The organism is Phenylobacterium montanum (assembly GCF_018135625.1).
Taxonomy (GTDB): domain Bacteria; phylum Pseudomonadota; class Alphaproteobacteria; order Caulobacterales; family Caulobacteraceae; genus Poindextera; species Poindextera montana.
Genome location: NZ_CP073078.1, coordinates 613,598 through 633,394 on the forward strand (window position 1 = coordinate 613,598; position 19,797 = coordinate 633,394).

Genomic DNA, 19,797 nt, shown 5'->3' on the forward strand with positions numbered 1-19,797 from the left:
CCAGGGCGCGCCGGCGGTGAGATGGTTTCAGAAAAAGCGGTATGAGGGACGCGCCATGGCCTATGTGGAAGACCGGATCGTGCACGACGCCGACTCCCACCTGATGGAGCTGGACGACTGCCTGGACGATTTCTTCGATCCCAGGCTCAAGGGGCGCTATCACGATCTGCCCTACTACCGGCACAAGGTCGGCGACCTGCGCTGGGCGCAGAAGGCGAGGGCGGAACAAGCCGATCCAGGCTTCCGCGCCGATGCCGACGCCAACATCCTCTTGCGAAAGAACTACCAGGCCCTGGGCTCGTTTCTGCCCGAGGACCGGCCGCGGGCGCTGGACCTCCTGGGCTTCGCCAGCCAGCTGGTCTTCACCACCTTCTGCCTCGGCAATTTCGGCCTCGATCACAGCGATGACCTGGAGCTGGCCTATGCCGCCGCCCAGGCGCACAACCGGATGATGACCGCCTTCTGCTCGGTGGACCGGCGGCTTCTGCCCACGGCTTACGTCCCGCTGGAGGATTTCGGGCTGGCCCGCGCCTGCGCCGTCGAGGCCATCGCCCTGGGCGCCAAGGCGCTCATGGTCCCGTCGATCTGCCCGCGCCGGCATTCGCCTAGCCATGTCGGCCTGGATCCGGTCTGGGCCATGGCCCAGGAGGCCGGATTGCCGATCCTGTTCCATGTCGGCGGCGAGCAGAAGATCAACCCAGCCTATTTCGACAACGGCAAGCCGCGGGTGAAGGATTTCCACGGCGGCGAAGAAAACTTCACCTCGGTCAGCTTCATGCCGATCCCCTATTCGGTGATGCAGACCCTGGCCGCCCTGATCCTGGACGGCGTGCTGGACCGCTTCCCGAGGCTGAAGTTCGGCGCCATCGAGCTCGGCGCCTCCTGGGTCCCCGGCTGGATGCGGTTCATGGATTCCGCCGCCGCCGCATTTATCAAGAACGAGGACCGGCTGAAGGCCCTGTCGGCGCCGCCCAGCGAGATTGTCCGCCGCCAGGTGCGCGTCACGCCGTATCCGCACGAGGACGCCGCCTGGATCATCGCCAATGCCGGGGAGGAGGTGGCCCTGTTCTCCTCCGACTTCCCGCACGTCGAGGGCGGACGGAACCCCCTGAAGCGGTTCGACGACTCCCTGGCCGCGGCCTCCGAACGCGCTCGCCAGCGCTTTTATTGCGACAACTTCGTCGACCTGATGGGCGAGGGGCTGGCGGCCGATCTGCGCTATCCGGCCAAGGCCTCGGCCGCATGAGCCAGGATATCTCGGCCTGGATCGGTCGGCGCGAGACCACTGAGGCCGTGCTGGATCCCTGGCCGGCGAGGGCGCTGGAGGCCAGCCTCGACATAGCGCGGCCGGACCAGGCGATCGGCGAGGAACTGCCGCCGCTGTGGCACTGGCTCTATTTCCTCGAGGCCGCTCCGCGCAGCCAGATCGGGTCGGATGGCCACCCCAGGCGTGGCGGGTTCATGCCCCCGATCGAACTGCCCCGGCGCATGTTCGCCGGCGGCCGCTCGCGTTTCGAACGGCCTCTGACGCTCGGCCGGCCCGCCAGCCAGACCCGCGAGATCCTGAAGGTCGATCACAAGACCAGCGGCTCGGGCGAGCTGATCTTCGTCACCGTCGGGCACGACTATCGCCAAGACGGCGCCCTCTGCATCCACGAGGAACGGGATTTCGTCTATCTGGCGCCGCAGCCCGCCGCGCCGCCGCCTGTCGCCGAGCCGGCCCAGCCGGGCCGCTGGCGCATCGCCCTGACACCGGACCCGGTGCTGCTGTTTCGCTATTCGGCCCTGACCTTCAACGGCCACCGCATCCACTATGACGAGGCCTACGCGCAAGGTGAGGAGAACCTGGCCGAGCGGGTGGTGCATGGCCCCTTGACCGCGACTCTGCTCGCAGAACTGGTGCGGCTTGAGGCGCGCCGCCGGGTCCGCGCCTTCGAATTTCGCGCGCGCAGGCCCTTCTTCGTCGGCCAGGCCATGACTGTCGACGGCGATCTCGGCGACGACGGAACGGTCAGCCTGACGGCGCGCTCCGAAGGCGGTGGGCTGATGACCGCGAAGGCCGAGGTCGAATAGGCGTTCCGCAATCTGAAATCACAGAATCCATGACGTGAATGCGATTTCGGGTTCCGCAAATCAATGGTCTCTGCATCAATGCGTCCCGCTTGGGCAAGTGACCGCGGGAGGCGGAGATGACGCGCAAACGGGACCGTGAGCTGGGCTTGGGTCGGCCGATCGAACGGCGCGATTTTCTCCAAGGCGCTCTGATCGCTAGCGGCGCCGCCTTGACCGGCGGCCTTTCACCGGCCTTAGCCCGCGCCGCGGCGATGGAGGCGGCGCCTCAGGATGCCGTCGGCTACTATCCGCCCACGAAACTCGGTCTGCGCGGCAGCCATCCGGGGTCGTTCGAAGGCGCCCACGCCCTGCGTGACGGCGACTTCTGGGATCACAACAAGGACATCATCGATACCGATGAGACCTATGACCTCGTGGTGGTCGGCGGCGGCATCAGCGGGCTGTCGACGGCGCACTTCTTCCGCGAGGCGGCGCCTAAGGGCGCGAAGATCCTGATTCTGGAGAATCACGACGACTTCGGCGGCCACGCCAAGCGCAACGAGTTCCACCTGGGCGGCCGCATGCAACTGCTCAACGGCGGCACCTGGGCGATTGAAAGTCCGACCCCCTACCAGGGCGCGGCCGCCGACCTGATGAAGACCCTGGGCTGCGATCCCGAGGCCCTGATCAAGACCTGCAACGACAACAGCGTCTATCAGGGCCTCAAGCCCGCGGTGTTCTTCGACAAGGAGACCTTCGGCGCCGACAAGATGGTGGTCGGCCTCGGCCGCAGCGCCGCCCCGGCCAAGCTTGCTGAAGTCCTGGCCCAGGCCCCTCTCTCGGACGCGGTCAAGGCCGACATCGTCCGCATCGAGACCGGGACCGACGATCCCATGCCGGGCCTGACCTCCGACGAGAAGAAGGACCGCCTCTCGCGCATGTCCTATCAGGACTATCTGGTGAACGTGCTGAAGGCCGACCCTGGCGTCGTGCCCTACTACCGCCACCAGACCGACGGCCTGTGGGGCTGTGGCATCGACGCGATCTCGGCCATCGACTGCTGGGGCGTCGGCATGTCCGGCTTTGCGGGGCTGAAGCTGGCGCCGGGCGCGATGCGGCGCATGGGCTACACCCCGGCTGGCTTCGTCACCACGGGTGGGTCGCCCGATTTCCACTATCCGGACGGCAACGCTTCGGTCGCGCGGATGCTGGTGCGCCACCTGATCCCGGCGGCTCTGAGCGGTAGCGACGCCCAGGACATCGTCACCGCCAAGGCCGACTATTCCCAACTCGACCGGCCGGGAGCGCCGGTGCGCATCCGTCTCTCCAGCATCGTCGTGCGCGCTCGCAATATCGGCGATCCGGCCAACTCCAAGGGAGTCGAGGTCGCCTATTTCCGGGGCGGCAAGGTCTGGCGGGTCCGCGGCAAGCACTGTGTGCTGGCCAGCTGGAACATGATGATCCCCTATCTGTGCCCCGAATTGCCCGAGGGGCAGAAGGCCGCCCTGCACAAGCTGATCAAGACGCCGCTGGTCTACACCAGCGTCGGCCTGCGCAATTGGACCGCCTTTCAGGCCCTGGGGGTGCAGCACGTCTATTCGCCGGGCTGCTACCACTCATCCTTCAGCCTGAACCCGGTCGTGAATATCGGCGGCTACCAGTGCCCGCGCTCGCCCGACGAGCCGATTCTGGTGCGGATGGAGCGGACCCCGGCCATGCCGGGCCTGAACGAGCGCGAGCAGCACCAGGCCGGACGCGGCGAACTTCTGGCCACACCGTTCGAGACCTTCGAGCGCAACATCCGCGAGCAGCTCGGCCGGGCCCTGGGGCCCGGCGGATTTGATCCCGCGCGGGATATTGAGGCGATCATCGTCAACCGCTGGCCGCACGGCTATGCGCCTGAATACAACGCCCTTGTCGATGGCGACACGCCGCCCGACCAGATGCCCAACGTCCTGGGCCGCGCCCGCTTCGGCCGCATAGCCATCGCCAATTCCGACTCCGGCATGGCCGCCTATACCGACGTGGCCATGAACCAGGGCTATCGAGCGGTGCACGAGCTCCTGAGCTGACACCCAAGCAAAAGGGCCTTCCTCCGTCGGGAGGAAGGCCCATCTGCTCGGCGGCTGGCGCCTCGGTTCAGAACTTGCGGTTCAGCTCGATGCCGAAGGTGCGCGGGCGCAGGGTGGTGGCTTCATAGAGCGCCGTTGTGTTGTCCTGGTGCTGCAGATTAAGCTGTGGGTGGTCGTTGAACAGATTGTTGACGTAGAAAGCCAGGTCCCACTTGTCGACCGTCATGCCCGCGCGCGCCGACATTTGGCTATAGGCGGGATTGGGAACCAGTCCGGAATCATAGAAGTCGGGATTGGCCGGGTCTTCCGTCGGGATCGGCTTGTTGCGGTGGCTGTTGTATTCGTAATCCGCCCGCACGAAGGCGTCGTGGTCGTTGATCGTCAGGTTGTACTGGGCGCCAAGGGTGACGGTCCACGGGACGACATCCAGCACGTCGCCCTTGGCCGCGAGTTGGGACCCGGACACGTGCTCGATCGCATTGCCGGTATAGTGGGCGTCGGTATAGCCCACGCTCAGTTCCAGGTCGAAATCCGGCGTAACCTGCCACTGTCCCTGCAGGTCAAAGCCCTGGCTGACGGCGTTGCCGGCGTTGGCGGTGAACTGGATGCCACAGGTCGGGACATAGATGGCCTGCTGAATGTTCTTCCACTCGATGTAGTAGACGCTGCCTGAGACCTGCAGCTTGCGATCGAAGAAACGGTCCTTGGACCCGATCTCGTAGTTTGTGACCGTGTCGGAATTATATTCGGTCGGGAAGGTGCCTCCGCACGCCGCCGCGGGGAGGGGCGGCGTTGCGCCGCCGATCCGGTACCCCTTTGAGAAAGTCGCATAGGCCATGTCGTCCGAGTTGAACTGGTAGGACAGGCTTACCTTCGGAGTGAACGGCGTCTCGTCCTTTCCGCCTTTGACAGAGTTGAAGGGGTGCCCGTTGATGACCACGATTCCGTCGGAGCAGTTGTCGGGGATCGAAACACCACCGGCGCCGCAAAGCAGGTCCTGAGAGCCGCCGTTGATGTTATGGTAGTCGAAGTGGGTCCAGGCATAGCGCAGGCCCACATTCAGCTTCAGCGCGTCGGTGATCTTGTAGGTGGCGTCGGCAAACAGGGCCACCTGACGATCGTGAGCCTTGGTGTCGTTGATGTAGTCGTCGCCATTGGGCAGCAGGGTGTCGCCCCAGGCGGTCAGAATGTCTTCGCCCCACAGGTACTCGGAGAGAGCGTTCAACTGCTGATCGCGGATCTCTTCAGTGCTGCGCTGGCTGTTGTGGGCGTAGAACACACCGGCGGTCCAGGTCAGGCGCGCGCCCGGAGTATTCGACTGCAGGCGGACTTCCTGGGTGAAGTTCTCCTGGGTGTTGGTGATCCAGTTGGTCGAAACATAGGGCCCGAAACCCGGCAGGTTGAGGCCGTTAGCGTTGAGCAGATTGCCCGTAATGCAGCCCACCTGGCCGTAGTTGGAACCGGTGCAACCGGCAGGCGTGGCGCCCTGAGGATCGGTGGGAGCGGGAATGGTGTTTCCGCCCTCGTCGGTCGTGGTGGCCGTGGTGAAGTGCTCGAAATAGGAGAGGTTGTACAGCGTACCGCTGTAGCCATTCACCCGTTCGCGGCGGTTGTAGTACGAGGTGTTGGCGATCAGCTTCACCGGGCCGAGGTCCCAGTCGATCTTCACAGCCGGCAGATAGAACCGGTCCTTGTCGGCCATCCGGTCCGGCGTGCCGCTGTTGTACTGGCCATTCCCCGGATTGGAGGTCGAAACCCAGTATTCGTCGTGATTGTGCTGGTCACGCTTCTCGTAGTTCATCGAGGGCGTGATCGACAGGTTCGGCGTCACCGCCCAGGTCAGGGCGCCGCGCAGCACATAGGTGTCTGTGCGGTTAGCGTTCTTGTCGACGCCGCCGACATTGTTGTTGTCGGTGCGATCGACCCAGCCGCCGTCATGGCGGCCCCAGGCGCTCAGACGGAAGCCCAGCTTGTCCTGTACGATCGGGCCGCCATAGGCGCCGCCGAACTCGTAGCTGGGTGCGCCGGTCTCGGTCTGCGCGCCCTCGGCGTGGATCATGCCGCTGAAGTCGCTCAGGCTCGGCTGGGTGGTGATGTAGCGGACCGTGCCGCCTTCCGAGCCGGCGCCGAACAGGGTGCCCTGAGGCCCCCGCAGCACCTCGACGCGCTGCAGGTCGAACACGGCGGGCAGGGTGTTGTTGGCGTTCAGGCCCAGGGCGCGCATCTGGATCGGGGTGTCGTCGATATAGATGCCGGTGGTGCCCGAACCTGCGGTGGACTCGATGCCCCGGATCGAAACGTCGTGGCGGTCTTCGTTGAAGGTGACGCCGGGGGTGAATTTGGCGAGGTCGGCGAAAGATTTGACCCCCTGGATGTCCATCTTGGCCGCCGTGAACGCGCTGACGCTCAGGGGGACCTTGCTCAGCGCCTGGGATTGACGCGTGGCGGTGACGATAATTTCCGTGGTGTCTTGAGGCTTGGCCTTGGCAGGCGCCGGTGCGGCGGTCTGGGCGAAGGCCGCGGCGCCGCAGACCATCGGGGCGGCGAAGGCGGTGGTCGCCAGCAACAGGCGGCGTAGGGCGGAATTTCGAGGCATGCGTGGAGTCCCCTCCTTATGGCGGGGTGACGTTGGTATGGCTCCGGCCATCGGTCAAGTCTCTGTGATCACATATTTTGCGACTGTGATCTCTGCGCCAACTGGCGCCGGGCTGCTGTTCAGGCTATGATGCATTTCTCCGCAGGCTGAACAGGATCTCCGGGGCCGGCCGTCAACGCCGCCCCTTGCATGCGCCAAGACGCACCATCGAGACGCTCCGCACGCGCGCCGCTCAAGGCGGTGGCCCGTCAGGCGTCGTCAGCTTCGGATTTCGCAACAGTCGGCTCGATATGTCGAATCTGGCGGCGCCAGCACCGCTGCGCGCCCGACGATTAGCGCCCAAAATCCACTTCAGCATACCGCTCGCGACGCTCCTTGCGTTGCAAAAACAAATAAATTCAGTGAATTGAAAATGGCCAAGAAAAAGAACCGCGTCGCCGAAGAGACGACGCCCATCACCAATGTCGCGGAAGCTAAGGCTTGGGCCTACGCCCGCGGGGTGACCGAAGTCGAGTGCCTTGTCCCGGACCTCGCCGGCGTCGCCCGCGGCAAGATCATGCCCGCCTCCAAGTTCTTCGAGGACACGGCGATGGCGCTGCCCTCGTCGATCTTCATGCAGACTATCTCGGGGGAATATCCCGAAGAAAACGGCGACTTCCGCTTCGATCCCTCAGACGGCGATCTGGAGCTGAGGCCCGACTTCTCCAGCCTGTGCGACGTGCCCTGGGCGCCGGAGCCGACCGCGCAGGTGATCCACGACGCCTACTACCGCGATGGCCGACCGGTCGAGATCGCGCCGCGCCAGGTGCTGAGGCGGGTGCTGGATCTATACCGCAACAAGGGCTGGGAGCCGGTGGTGGCGCCCGAGCTGGAATTCTACCTGGTCAAGCGCAACACCGACCCCGACTATCCGCTGGAGCCGCCGATCGGCCGCTCCGGGCGGGCGGAGGCCGGCCGCCGCTCCTATTCGATCTCGGCGGTCAACGAGTTCGACGCCATCTTCGAAGACATCTACGCCTTCGCCGAGGCCCAGGCGCTGGAGGTCGACACCCTGATCCATGAGGAAGGCGCAGCGCAGATGGAGATCAACCTGCGCCACGGCGATCCGCTGGTGCTGGCCGACCAGGTGTTCCTGCTCAAGCGCACGATCCGGGAAGCCGCCCTAGCGCACGACATCTACGCCACCTTCATGGCCAAGCCGATCGCACACGAGCCGGGCTCGGCCATGCACGTTCACCAGTCGGTGCTGTCGCAGGAGACCGGCAAGAACATCTTCAGTGACGAGGAGGGGAGGCCGACCCAGGCTTTCTTCAACTTCCTGGGCGGGCACCAGCGCTATGTCCCGGCGGTGACCTGCATCCTGGCGCCCTACGTCAATTCCTATCGGCGCCTGGTCAAGGGCGCCTCGGCGCCGGTGAACGTGCAGTGGGGCTATGACAATCGCACCACAGGCCTGCGAATCCCGCCGTCGTCGCCGTCCAACCGGCGGATTGAGAACCGGGTGCCGTCGTCGGACGCCAATCCCTACCTGGCTCTGGCGGCCTCCCTGGCCTGCGGCTATCTGGGTCTGGTCGAGGCGCTGTCGCCCAGCGAACCGGTGAACGGCATGGCCGAAACCGACGAATTCGACCTGCCGGCCGGCTTGCTGGAAGCGGTCAACCTGTTCGAAGAGACCGAGGAACTGGGCGAGATATTCGGCCGCACCTTCGTCACCACCTATGCGGCGGTCAAACGGGCCGAATTCGCGACCTTCATGCGCGTGATCAGCCCCTGGGAGCGGGAATTCCTGTTGCTGAACGTCTAGGCCAGCGCCGAACGCTCGGTATTTGTGATCACAGAAAGCCGGTCGCGCTATGCGACCGGCCGCCATGCCGATCGAAGGCCTTTGAAGCAACGTGGTGAATCGCTGTTGAGGTTACCGGCCGCCCAAATCCGACAGGAAGTGGTATTCTGGCGCCGAATACTTGTTGGGTCGCCATAATTGCGATCGGGATCAACCTTCGGTGTATGCTTAATTCCAATTAGTGACGTCGATACACGTCTGCTTTAACCAAAATTGCTGGAATTCCGGGCGTCCCGTCGGAGGCCCTGATGTCGGCTGTGTACCTGAATTTCAACGGCCAAGCCGTCGCCACCAGCGCCGCCGCCCATGCCTGGCTCGACACGACCGGTTACGGGCAGACGCTGACGGCGACCGCCACCCCGACCCAGTTCGGCGACCAGTACGGCGGCGGGACCATGATCGGCGGGACCGGCGACGACACCTTCTACATCATGGACAGCACTGAAAATATCAGTGTGGCGTCCAGCACCGGCGTTGACACGGTGTACGCCTGGGCGAACTACACGCTGGTCGCGAACGTCAACAACATCACGCTGGAAAAGGCCGACCTGACCGCGGTCGGCAACAGCGGCGACGACCTGATGATTTCAGGCGGGACCCAGGACACCCTGATTGCGGGGTCGGGTTCGAACGTGCTGGTGGATGCCGGTTCAGGCGGCGTCTTCTTCCAGTTCAACGCGAACATGACCACCGACGTGATCTATGGATTCCAGGCCAGCGGAACCAATCACGACATCATCAATCTGAACGGGACGGGCTACAGCAACTTCACCCAGTTGCAATCACACCTGACTCAGCAGGGCTCGGACGCCCTGCTGACCCTGTCCCCGACACAGGCGATCCTGATCCGCAACACCCTGGCCTCGTCGCTGACGGCGTCCGACTTCGGGTTCAGCGTGAGCCTGGCCAACGTCACCCCGACCTTCGACGACGAATTCAACAGCCTGAGCCTGTGGAATTCCGCCACCGGGACGGGGACCTGGAAGACCAGCTTCATATCCGGCAACCAGACCGGCGCGCTGTCCTGGATGAGCCGGACCCTGGCGCCCAACAACGAGCAGGAAATCTACGTCGACCCGAGCTACGCCGGCAGCGGCGCGACGGCGCTTGGGCTGAACCCGTTTTCGATCAACAACGGCGTGCTGGACATCACCGCCAGCAAGACCCCGACTGCGGACCTCAGCGTCCTGAACAATTTCAAATATACCTCCGGCCTGATCACGACGGAAAAGTCGTTCTCGCAGACCTACGGCTATTTCGAAATGAAGGCCGAACTGCCGTCTGGGCAGGGCGTGTGGCCTGCTTTCTGGATGCTGCCGGCGGACGGCAGCTGGCCTCCGGAACTGGACGTGATGGAGCAGATCGGGGGCGGGCAGGTCTTTCAGACCGCCCACTCGGTCAATTCGAGCGGAACGGCGATCGCCAACGGCTTTTCGTCCTTCGTGCCCGGCAACAGCACCGGCTTCCATACCTACGGGGTGCTTTGGACGCCGACGACGCTCGCCTGGTATGTCGATGGCGTCGAGGTCGCCAGCATGGCGACGCCCGCCGACATGAACAAGCCGATGTACATGCTGGTGAACCTGGCCGTCGGCGGCAACTGGCCGGGCTCGCCGTCGGCCGACTTCACATCGGCGCAGATGCAGGTGGACTATGTCCGCGCCTATAGCCTGGCCAGCTTGAACCTCGCCGACGGCGCCCCGCCATCCTCGATCCAGAGCTCGACGCCGTCCTCCGCGCCGCAATCGGCGCCGTCAGCGCCTTCCACGCCCACCGCGACCCCGCCCACCTCGGCGGCTGACAGCTATCAGGCCTCGGCGGGTCACGCCCTGACGGTCAGCGCCGCCCAGGGCGTGCTGGCCAACGACACCGACAACAACGGCCAGACCATGACGGCGGCCCTGGCCGCCAATGGCGGGCCGCAGCACGGAACGTTGACGCTCAACGCGGACGGCTCCTTCACCTATGCCCCGACCGCGGGCTACGCGGGGACGGACAGCTTCACCTACATCGCCAAGGACAGCTCGAGCACTGGAACTGCGACCACCGTCACCTTGACGGTGGGCGCGACAGCGCCATCTGCGGTCACCGAAACCTATTCCGCCAAGGCGGGCGCGGCGCTCACGGTAAGCGCGGCCCAGGGTGTGCTCGCCAACGACGCCGACAACAACGGTCTCGCCCTGACGGCGAGCCTGGCGACCAATGGCGGCCCGCAGCACGGGACCTTGACGCTCAACGCCGACGGCTCCTTCACCTACACCCCGACCGCCGGCTACAGCGGAACCGACAGCTTCACCTACGTCGCCAAGGACAGCCTTGGCTCCAGCGCGGCGACCACCGTGACGCTGAACGTGGGCTCGACCGCCCCGACCAGCCATGCCGACGCCTACGGCGTGAAGACCGGCGCCTCGATCACCGAATCGGCGGCCCAGGGCGTGCTGGCCAATGATGTCGACAATAACGGGCTCACCCTGACGGCGAGCCTGGCGGCCAACGGGGGCCCGCAGCACGGATCCCTGACGCTGAACGCGGACGGGTCGTTCACCTACACCCCGACTGCGGGTTATGCCGGCACGGACAGCTTCACCTACATCGCCAGCGACGGCCTTTCCGCCGGGACCGCCACCACCGTGACGCTGAACGTGGCCGCGACGCCGATCGTCACCCATACGGCGGCCTACTCCGTGCGTCAGGGCTCCTCGCTCACGACCACCACGACCAATGGCGTCCTGTCGTTCGACACCGACAGCAACGGGTTGACGATGACGGCCTCGCTTGTGGCCAACGGCGGGCCGGCTCACGGGACCTTGACCCTGAACGCGGACGGGACCTTCACCTACACGCCGACCGCCGGCTACATCGGCACGGACAGCTTCACCTATGTCGCCAGCGACGGCGCCACCACCTCCGCGCCGGTGACCATCGGCCTCAAGGTGACGGCTGCGCCGCCGCTTTCGCATACCGACTACTATACCGCGCAAGCGGGCTCTGCCCTGACCGAGTCCGCCTCCGCAGGCGTTCTGGCCAACGACACGGATCCCAACGGCCTGACACTTAGCGCGTCGCTGTCCGGAAGCGGCCCAGCCCACGGGACCCTGACGCTGAATGCGAACGGTTCGTTCGTCTATACGCCGAACGCCGGCTATGTCGGGGCCGACAGCTTCAAGTATGTCGCCAGCGACGGCCAAGCCTCGGGCCAGGTGACGACCGTCAATCTGACCGTCGCCTCCAGCGCGCCGGCGGGCGCGGCCGACACCTACTCGGCGACCACCGGCAAGACCCTGAACATCTCGGCGATCCAGGGGGTGCTGGCCAATGACGTCGACCACAATGGCTTGCGGCTCGACGCGGCGCTGACCGTCGGGCCGACCCACGGGACGTTGACCCTGGATGCGAACGGGTCGTTCATCTACACGCCCAATGCCGGCTTCACCGGCGTCGACACGTTCAAATACACGCCGAGCGATTCACTCGGCAGCGGCTCGGGCACGCTGGTGACGATCAATGTCGGCTCAGGGACCAGCACTGCGACGGTCGGCGCCACTTCGTCCTCGACCGGGGCGCCGATGGAGTCCCAGGCCGCCAGCTCCGTCCATGTCGCGACCAGTTCCAGCGACCACAATATCGGCTCGGCCCAGACCGTGGACTCGGCGTTCAGCTATTCGCTGGTCGGCCTGGGCGCCAAGACCCTGGTGCTGACCGGCAGCGCCAACGTGACGGGCACGGCCAACGCCTATGGCGACCACATCACCGCCAATAGCGGCAACGATGTCCTGGTCGCGGGGGGCGGCAACGACACCCTCACCGGCGGCTCGGGCACGGACACCTTCGTGTTCAAGCCCGGGACCGGCCACGACACTGTGGTCGGCTTCCGTGGCCACGACGTCATCGACCTCTCGGCCTATCTGGACCACGGCTATACGCCGACCCTGACCAATGTCGGCTACAACACCGAGATCAGCTTCTCGAACGGCGACCAGATCACGCTCCTGGGCATCAACAAGTCAATGCTGATCCACAGCACGGTCGGCTTCACCCACTGAGGTCGGCGGCGGTCTTCACACCTTGATCTTCGGTCCGATCGGCAGGTCGCGGATGCGCTTGCCGGTCGCGGCGAAGATGGCGTTGGTCAGGGCCGGCGCCACAGGCGGCAGGCAGGGCTCGCCGACGCCTCCCAGCGGCTGATCGAACGAGCCGCCCAGGATATGCACGCGGATATCCTTGGGCGCGCCGTCGATACGCGTCACCGGGAAGCTGTCGAAATTGCCCTGCTGGGCGCGGCCGTCCTTGAAGCTGACCTCGCCGCCCTGGGCCAGGCTGACGCCCATGATCACCGAGCCCTCGGCCTGGGAGCGAACCCGGTCGGGATTGACCACCGCGCCGCAATCCACGGCCACGTCTGCCCGGATCACCTGCAGCGTCCCGTCCGGCGCCACCTCGACCTCCATGGCGCAGGCCGTGTAGGTGACGAAGCTGTAGTGACCGGCGATGCCCAGGCCGCGGCCCTTGGGCAGGGTCCGGCCCCAGCCGATCTCCTTGGCCGCCCGCTCGATCACGGCGCGCAGCCGCCCGGTGTCGATCGGATAGAGGGCGGGGTCTTCGCCATAGTTGAAGGTGTCGTTCAGGCCCTTGGGGTCGACCTTGCGCGGCGCGCCGATCACCTCCAGCAGGAAGTCCTTCGGGTCCCGGCCGGTTTCGTGCGCCAACTCGGCGATGAAGGACTGCACGGCGAAGGCGTGCGGGACGTTGGAGACCGAGCGGAACCAGCCGATCCGAGCGTGTGAGGCTGCTTGCGGGTTCTCCAGCCGCATCACCGGAATATCCAGCGGCAGGTTGGTCGCGCCCATGCCGAGTTCGTCGTCGGACTCTTGCTTGGGGTCGGGGCCGAAGGTCGAGCTGATGGTCGAGGCGCAGGTGCGGTGCCGCCAGGCGGCGACCTTGCCCTTGGCGTCCAGCCCGGCCTCGAGGCGCTCCAACGAGACCGTGTGGTAGTAGTCGTGCTGGATGTCGTCCTCGCGGGTCCAGGTCACCTTGACCGGCGCGCCATCCATGGCCTTGGACAGCAGCGCCGCCTCGACCACGAAGTCGGGCTTGGACTTGCGGCCGAAGGCGCCGCCCAGGAGGGTGACGTGGACCGTGATGTCCTCGGCCTTGCCTCCCAGGGCGAAGGCGACCACTTCGCGGGTCACCTGCGGCGCCTGCACAGGGGCCCAGGCCTCCCAGCCGCCGCCCGGCCTGGCCCGGACCGTGGCGGTGGGGGTCTCCATCGAGGCATGGGCTAGGTGCGGCAGGTAGTATTCCGCCGTCACCCGCTTGGCCGCGCCGGCTAGGCCCTTGTCGATGTCGCCGACATCGCGGATCACCTTGCCGGGCTTGCGGGCCGAGGCCTCGAGTTCGGAGCGGAAGGCCTTGCTTTCATAGGTGGCGTTGGCGCCGTCGTTCCAGGTGACCTTCAGCGCCTTGCGGCCTTTGATCGCCGCCCAGGTGTTCTTCGCCACCACGGCTACCCCGCCCAGCGGCTGGAAGGGCGGGCCCTCGCGCGGCGGGGCGATGGTCACCACCTTCAGCACGCCCGGCACCTTCATGGTCTCGGCGGCGTCGTAACTGGCCACGGTCCCACCGACCACGGGGGGACGGGCGACCACGGCATAGACGCAGCCCTCGGGGCGCACATCGCCCCCATAGACCGCCTTGCCGGTGACGATGTCGGCCCGGTCGACGCCCGAGATCACGTCCTTGCCGACATAGCGGAAGGCCGCCGGAGACTTCAGCTTCAGGCTCTCGCGCGCAGGAATCGGATACTGCGCCGCGGCCTTGGCCAGTTCGCCATAGCCCAGGCGGCGGCCGGTCGGTGAGTGGACGACGGCATGGTTCTCGGCTCGGACCTCGATCGCGGGCACGCCCCATTTGGTGGCGGCGGCCTGCTCAAGCATGGTCCGCGCGGCGGCGCCGGCGCGGCGCATGGGGCCGAAATAGTGGCGCATGCTGCGCGAGCCGTCGGTGTCCTGGTTGCCGTACTTCGCTTCGTCGCCGTCGGCCTGGACCACCTTCACGCGGGCGAAGTCGGCCTCCAGTTCGTCGGCCAGCACCAGGGCGAGGCTGGTCTTGATGCCCTGGCCCATCTCCTGGCGGTGAGTGGTCAGGGTGACCTGGCCGTCTTCGCCGATAGCGATGAACAGCCGCGGATCGTCGCGCCAACCATTGTCGTCGCCGTCGGCGCCGTATTTCGGCGGATCGTCGGCGAAGGCGCGCCCCTTCAGGCCCACAGCCAGCACCAGGCCGCCGCCAAGGCCCATCAGGACGCCACGGCGGCTCAGGTTCTCCAGGTCGGGCAGTGCCCGGGACGAGACCAGCTTGTTCATGCCTTGACCCCCGCCGCCTGCTTGATCGCCGCTCGGATGCGCGGATAGGTCCCGCAACGGCAGATATTGCCGGCCATGGTCCCGTCGATGTCCGCATCGGTCGGATGCGGCACGTCCTTCAAGAGCGCCGCCGCCTGCATGATCTGGCCGGCCTGGCAGAAGCCGCACTGCGGCACGCCCAGATCCTGCCAGGCGATCTGCAAGGGGTGATCGCCCTTGGCCGACAGCCCCTCGATCGTGGTGACGTGAAGCCCGTCGGCGGCGCTCACCGGGGTCTGGCAGGCCCTGACCGCAGCCCCCTCCAGATGCACCGTACAGGCCCCGCAGAGCGACTCGCCGCAGCCGAATTTGGTCCCCATCAGGCCGAGTTCGTCACGCAGCCACCAGAGCAGAGGCATGTCGGCTTCGCCTTCGAAGACCCGCGTCTCTCCGTTCACGATCACCTTGGTCATGGCTATTTCTTCAGCGTCTGGAGATAGGCGATCAGGTCGGCCCGGTCCGGGGCCGCCGGCACGCTGATCACCATGCGCGTGCCGGGCACCTTCTTGTTCGGAGCGGTGATGAAACTGTCGATATTGGCCGGAGTCCAGGTCAGGCCCGAGGCTTTCAGGGCGTCCGAATAGTTGAAGCTGGTCGAGGCCGCCTTGCGCCCCACCACCCCGAACAGGTTGGGGGCGGCTGTCGGCGTAGCCCCAGCCGTGTTCACATGGCACATGCCGCAGCGCTGCTTGAACAGGGTCGCGCCCTTGGCGGGATCGCCGGCGGCCTGGGCCACTGCCGGCAGGGCGAAGGCTATGGCCAGGATGGCGAGGGTGGTTCGGCGAAGCACGGCGATTCCTCCAGAGGGTAAGCTGGGACGTAGGGGCGAGTGTTGTCGCAGGCGGTCCGGTCGGGCGAGTCTTTTTATTGCGTGGTGGCGGGACGTTCGAACACCTTGCGCCCCATGAACCAGGTCTGCAGCACCTTGGTCTGGCCGACCTTGTCGATCGGGACGCCGAGAATGTCCTGGTCGAGCACGATGAAGTCGGCCGACTTGCCGAGGCTGAGCGAACCGAACTCATCTTGACGGCCCAAGGCGCGGGCGCCGCCCAGGGTATAGGCTTCGATCGCCTCGGGCAGGGTGATGGACTCCTTGGGGTTCAGGGCCGGCAGGCCGGGCTGCGCCCGGGTCACAGCCATCTGCATGTTTATGAAGGGGCGTGGATCCCGGGTGTCGACCGGGGCGTCCGAGCCTGCCGCCAGGACCCCGCCCGCCGCCTTGATCGACCGAACGGGATAGGCATCACGCTCGTAGTCGTTCGCCGGGTCGTGCAGGGCGGCGTAGGAGCCGTCTTTGACCCGGTCGACGAACGGGATCACCGAGAGGTCGTATTCCGGGTCGGTATAGGCCCAGGCATAGGTGAAGGCCACGAACAGGTGGTCCTTGCCGATGCGGGCGATATCCTCGGGCGCGGGCAGTTGCAGGTGAGCGATGGTGTCGGGCCGGCTGGCGTTCCCGTCAGCGGCGCGCGCGGCCTCGATGGCGTCGATGGTCGTTTTGATCGCCCGGTCGCCAATGGCGTGGACGTGCAGGGTGAAGCCGGCCAGGTGCATCCGCTTCAGGTATTCGGCGATCACCTCGGGATCGTGTTGCAGCTTTCCGCTGGTCGCGAAGCATTGGGCCGGGTGGAAGCCGTTGGCCTTGAGGAAGTCGCTGGCCGCAGAGGCGTCGTCATAACGCTGTGGCGCGGCCTGAACCGCATGGCAGGCGGGGCTGTCCAGGTCGACATAGCCCTTCACGGTCATCTCGCCCTTGGCGTCCTTGCCGAAAATCGGCTGCAGATAGGGCTTCAGAGACGGGGATTCTGGCGCGGTCGGGGGCACGGCATTGGGATCGCCCTCCAGCACGCCGTCGGCGAACAGCTTGACCGCGTCGGCGCGGATCAAGGGGTTGGCGGAATATTTCGCCTTCACCTTCAGCGCCTCGGCCACCAGACCGTCATAGTCGACGCGGCCGTCGGCCAGCCGGTGGGCGTCGGGGTCATAGTATTGCGCCAGGGTTGCGCGCACGGTCAGCGTCCCCCGCGCCTGCAGCTTGTCGTAGAAGGCGTACATGCTGGGGGTGACCATGGCGTCCTGGACAGCAGTGATGCCGTCGCCGTTCAGGACCTGCATCACCTTTTCCGGTTCGGCGATCACGGCCTGGACATTGCCGACCGCCACGTCGGCCAGGCCCATGGCCGAGCGAGCATCCTCGTTAACGCCGCCATTGGGCTCGCCGGCGGCGTCGACCCCGATCAGCTTGCCATAGGCGGCGAAGTCCCCGGCCAGAGTCGCCTTGCTGAAGCCCACGGTCTGGCCTTTGGCGTTACGCGCCAGGGCCAGGGCCGCGCTGTTGAAGCCGCCGTGATGCCCGTCGTTGCCCTTCAGCTGGATCGGCCGGTCGCCCGCCGCCTGGTCCAGGGCCGCGCGCAGGGTAGGGTGGGCCGGGTCCGGCTGGTTGCCGTTGGAAAAGTTCCACTGCTCGACGTTCAGCCATTGCCCCGGAGCGATGTGGTAGCGGCTGACGCAGTCCTTCACGAAGGCGGAGAGCTCGGCCAGGCTCATCGCCTGGCTTTTCAGGTCGCAGGTGTCGAACTGCACGGTGTCCAAGGGATGGATATGGGCGTCGACCAACCCTGGCAGCACCCGCCGGCCGTGCAGGTCCTCGATCTGCGTCTTGGGGCCGGCGAAAGCCGCCGCCCCGGCCTCGTCGCCGACATAGACGATCTTGCCGCCGCTGACCGCCAGGGCCTGGGCCTCCGGCCGAGCCGGATCGACCGTATGGATTCGGCCGTTCTTGACGATCAGGTCGGCCGGGGCGGCCGAAGCGGCGCCGGCCAGGAGTAGGGCGGCGAGGGCGGTCGTGCAGCGAAGAGGCAGCATGGGGCTCCGCATCAAAGGGCCAGAAGCTCGCCGACCGCCCGGTGGGCCTGGTCGATGGCGATGTCGGTATAGGCGCCGCGTCCGGAGTCGGAATTGGCGATGACGATGCGGCCGAAACGGGCGCGGCCGATCACATTGGGCTGCCGTTCGGTGGGCAGGTCCTCATCGAACAGCGGGTTGAATTCGGGCGCATAACCGTGCGGCCAGCGGTTGACCGTGATTCCCAGGATGTCGCGCGCCGGATCGAATCCAGCCGGCCTCAGGACGCGCGCCAGCTGGTCGCGGGTATTGCGCTCGAAGGTCTCGAACGAGGTCCCCAGGATCTCGGCCCGCCCGGCGCGGTTCTGGTCCATTTCCGGCAGGCCGGGGACGCAGGGGGTGCGCGTCAGGTGGACCAGGATCGGCCGCTCGGGCGAGCGCTCGGCCTTGTACGCGCCGATGTCGACCGCCGCATTCAGGCCCACCGAGCAGTAGTAGGCCCCGGGGGCGTAGGCGCGGCGAAAGCCGAGCTTGTGGAAAGCGGTCCAGTTGCGCAGCGCCACGGTGGTGTAGATCAGCGGCGTCTTGACCAGCTCGTGCAGCGCCGCCTTCTGCGTCTCGGGAAGTTCCGGGCAGATATAGGGGATCATCATGTTCCACGAAGCCATGACGCAGGCCCCGGCGCGCACGCTGTAGAGCTTGCCGCCCCGGACATAGGCCAGCTCGACTCCGGTGGACGTGGCCGGTTCACCGACATTGCGGGCCCGAACCACGATGCTGGAGAGGCGGATGCGCACCGGATTGTCCGGCTTGTCGAGCTGGGCGTAGTCGCACCTGGCGGTGACAATGTCCTGGGCGTCCTGGCCGGGCAGGGCGGCGGGGACCAGCTTGCGCGCCAGCAGCCTGGCGATGCTGGCGTTGCCGTCCGGGAAGTGGAACTTGTAGGAGCCGCCGTCGGCATAGCCGGCCGGCGTGAAGCCCATGTGCGGCGCCGAGCCTGGCTTCAGCCCCAGGCCCTGGAACCCCGCCAGGCCGAAGGCCCAGCAGTCCAGCGCCGACAGGGCGTCGATACCCACGCCCTGCTCGTCATTGGTGCGGGCCTGATAGAACGGAATGACGCTGGGATCGGCCTTGACGATGGCCAGCAGGAAGTCGCGGTAGCTGAGGCGCGACAGCCGAGCCTTCTTCTCGTCCGACGACAGGCCCGGCAGGTAGTCGGTCTCGGCCGTCTCGATGCGCAGGATCTCGCTCTGCGCGGTCGGCGACAGCGGGCAGCGGGCCAGGAAGGCGCGCCAGGTCTCGGCGCTGGCCGACTCGTCGTCCTCGCTGGGGTCGCCGGCCACCAGCCGGTCCTCGCCGAAGGTCTCCTTGTCGAAGAAAATCGCCCGCTTCAGGCCCAGGCTTTCATAGACTTGCGGCCGGTCGCAGGCCTTGGCCAGAGCCTCGGGCTCGACGCCGAGGGATTTCAGCAGGCCGTCGGCGACCGGGCTGTAGGGGCGGGGGCTGTCGATCTCCAGCGTGCCGCCGTTCATCAGGTGCAGCTTGCCGTCCAGGCGGTATTCATTGCGCTTGGCGTGGCCGCCGAAGTCGTCGTGATTGTCCAGGATCAGGATGCGCGCCGACGGCCTGGCCTGGCGATAGAACCAGGCGGCCGAAAGTCCGCTGATGCCGCCGCCGACGATGACCAGGTCATAGCGTTCGGTAGTGTCCTGCGGCGCGCCCTGGCCCTGCCAGAAGGCGCCGTCGCGCAGGGCGTGGGCGGGCTCGAAGCTGCCTGGATGGCTGCCGCGCAGGCCGGTCAGGTTCGGCGGGTAGTAGCCCAGTTGGTCCTGTGGCCAGGCTATCCCGGCCTGGGCCAAGGCCGGGCCGCCGGCGAGGGCGCCGGTCCCGAGCGCGCCGACCGCGACCGCGACCCCGTTCAGGAAATCGCGGCGGTCGATAGGGCGGTCCATGCCCAGCGCCTTGTCTCGCTCCCGGCCGCCGCCCATG

The 19,797-nt window shown here is 66.4% G+C and carries 11 protein-coding genes; 5 read left to right on the top strand and 6 right to left on the bottom strand.

The features are described 5' to 3' along the window. Window positions 1-55: 55 nt before the first annotated feature. The 3 genes from KCG34_RS02815 (at window position 56) to KCG34_RS02825 (ending at window position 4,124) form a co-directional block, all read left to right on the top strand. Window positions 56-1,246, top strand: a complete 1,191-nt coding sequence (locus KCG34_RS02815; protein WP_211938887.1) for an amidohydrolase family protein — start codon at window positions 56-58, stop codon at window positions 1,244-1,246. Then, entirely contained in the window at window positions 1,243-2,073 is an 831-nt protein-coding gene (locus KCG34_RS02820; protein ID WP_211938888.1) for an HTD2 family dehydratase, read from the top strand. The genes KCG34_RS02815 and KCG34_RS02820 overlap by 4 nt, the downstream gene beginning before the upstream one ends. 116 nt (window positions 2,074-2,189) lie before the next feature. Then, a complete protein-coding gene (locus KCG34_RS02825; protein ID WP_211938889.1) occupies window positions 2,190-4,124 on the top strand; it encodes an FAD-dependent oxidoreductase in 1,935 nt (644 codons plus the stop codon). 67 nt (window positions 4,125-4,191) lie between these two features. Here KCG34_RS02825 and KCG34_RS02830 read toward each other — a convergent pair whose 3' ends face one another. Further along, complete coding sequence (locus KCG34_RS02830; protein WP_211938890.1) at window positions 4,192-6,720, bottom strand: TonB-dependent receptor; 2,529 nt, start codon at window positions 6,718-6,720, stop codon at window positions 4,192-4,194. A 412-nt stretch (window positions 6,721-7,132) separates the two neighbouring features. Here KCG34_RS02830 and KCG34_RS02835 point away from each other — a divergent pair, with 412 nt between their 5' ends. Together KCG34_RS02835 and KCG34_RS02840 are read left to right on the top strand one after the other, a co-directional pair. Next, on the top strand, window positions 7,133-8,524 hold the full coding sequence (locus KCG34_RS02835) for a glutamine synthetase family protein (RefSeq protein WP_211938891.1): 1,392 nt from the start codon (window positions 7,133-7,135) through the stop codon (window positions 8,522-8,524). 287 nt (window positions 8,525-8,811) lie between these two features. Next, entirely contained in the window at window positions 8,812-12,606 is a 3,795-nt protein-coding gene (locus tag KCG34_RS02840; protein WP_211938892.1) for a cadherin-like domain-containing protein, read from the top strand. A 15-nt stretch (window positions 12,607-12,621) separates the two neighbouring features. Here KCG34_RS02840 and KCG34_RS02845 read toward each other — a convergent pair whose 3' ends face one another. The 5 genes from KCG34_RS02845 to KCG34_RS02865 form a co-directional block, all read right to left on the bottom strand. Then, window positions 12,622-14,925, bottom strand: coding sequence for a xanthine dehydrogenase family protein molybdopterin-binding subunit (locus KCG34_RS02845; protein WP_211938893.1), 2,304 nt, complete (start codon window positions 14,923-14,925; stop codon window positions 12,622-12,624). Then, window positions 14,922-15,377, bottom strand: coding sequence for a (2Fe-2S)-binding protein (locus KCG34_RS02850; RefSeq protein WP_211938894.1), 456 nt, complete (start codon window positions 15,375-15,377; stop codon window positions 14,922-14,924). The genes KCG34_RS02845 and KCG34_RS02850 overlap by 4 nt, the downstream gene beginning before the upstream one ends. Before the next feature lie 2 nt (window positions 15,378-15,379). Then, the gene (locus KCG34_RS02855) at window positions 15,380-15,754 is read right to left on the bottom strand and encodes a c-type cytochrome (protein ID WP_249138193.1); all 375 of its coding nucleotides are present in this window, start codon (window positions 15,752-15,754) and stop codon (window positions 15,380-15,382) included. Between the two features lie 74 nt (window positions 15,755-15,828). After that, window positions 15,829-17,829: an amidohydrolase gene (locus KCG34_RS02860; RefSeq protein ID WP_211938895.1), complete on the bottom strand. Its 2,001-nt coding sequence runs from the start codon at window positions 17,827-17,829 to the stop codon at window positions 15,829-15,831. Between the two features lie 11 nt (window positions 17,830-17,840). Beyond that, window positions 17,841-19,796: an NAD(P)-binding protein gene (locus KCG34_RS02865; RefSeq protein WP_211938896.1), complete on the bottom strand. Its 1,956-nt coding sequence runs from the start codon at window positions 19,794-19,796 to the stop codon at window positions 17,841-17,843. Between the last annotated feature and the right edge of the window lies 1 nt (window position 19,797).

Coding starts and splice junctions, on each gene's coding strand:
- KCG34_RS02815 (WP_211938887.1), top strand. CDS start 56: ATGGCCTATGTGGAAGACCGGATCGTGCACGACGCCGACTCCCACCTG.
- KCG34_RS02820 (WP_211938888.1), top strand. CDS start 1,243: ATGAGCCAGGATATCTCGGCCTGGATCGGTCGGCGCGAGACCACTGAG.
- KCG34_RS02825 (WP_211938889.1), top strand. CDS start 2,190: ATGACGCGCAAACGGGACCGTGAGCTGGGCTTGGGTCGGCCGATCGAA.
- KCG34_RS02830 (WP_211938890.1), bottom strand. CDS start 6,720: ATGCCTCGAAATTCCGCCCTACGCCGCCTGTTGCTGGCGACCACCGCC.
- KCG34_RS02835 (WP_211938891.1), top strand. CDS start 7,133: ATGGCCAAGAAAAAGAACCGCGTCGCCGAAGAGACGACGCCCATCACC.
- KCG34_RS02840 (WP_211938892.1), top strand. CDS start 8,812: ATGTCGGCTGTGTACCTGAATTTCAACGGCCAAGCCGTCGCCACCAGC.
- KCG34_RS02845 (WP_211938893.1), bottom strand. CDS start 14,925: ATGAACAAGCTGGTCTCGTCCCGGGCACTGCCCGACCTGGAGAACCTG.
- KCG34_RS02850 (WP_211938894.1), bottom strand. CDS start 15,377: ATGACCAAGGTGATCGTGAACGGAGAGACGCGGGTCTTCGAAGGCGAA.
- KCG34_RS02860 (WP_211938895.1), bottom strand. CDS start 17,829: ATGCTGCCTCTTCGCTGCACGACCGCCCTCGCCGCCCTACTCCTGGCC.
- KCG34_RS02865 (WP_211938896.1), bottom strand. CDS start 19,796: ATGGGCGGCGGCCGGGAGCGAGACAAGGCGCTGGGCATGGACCGCCCT.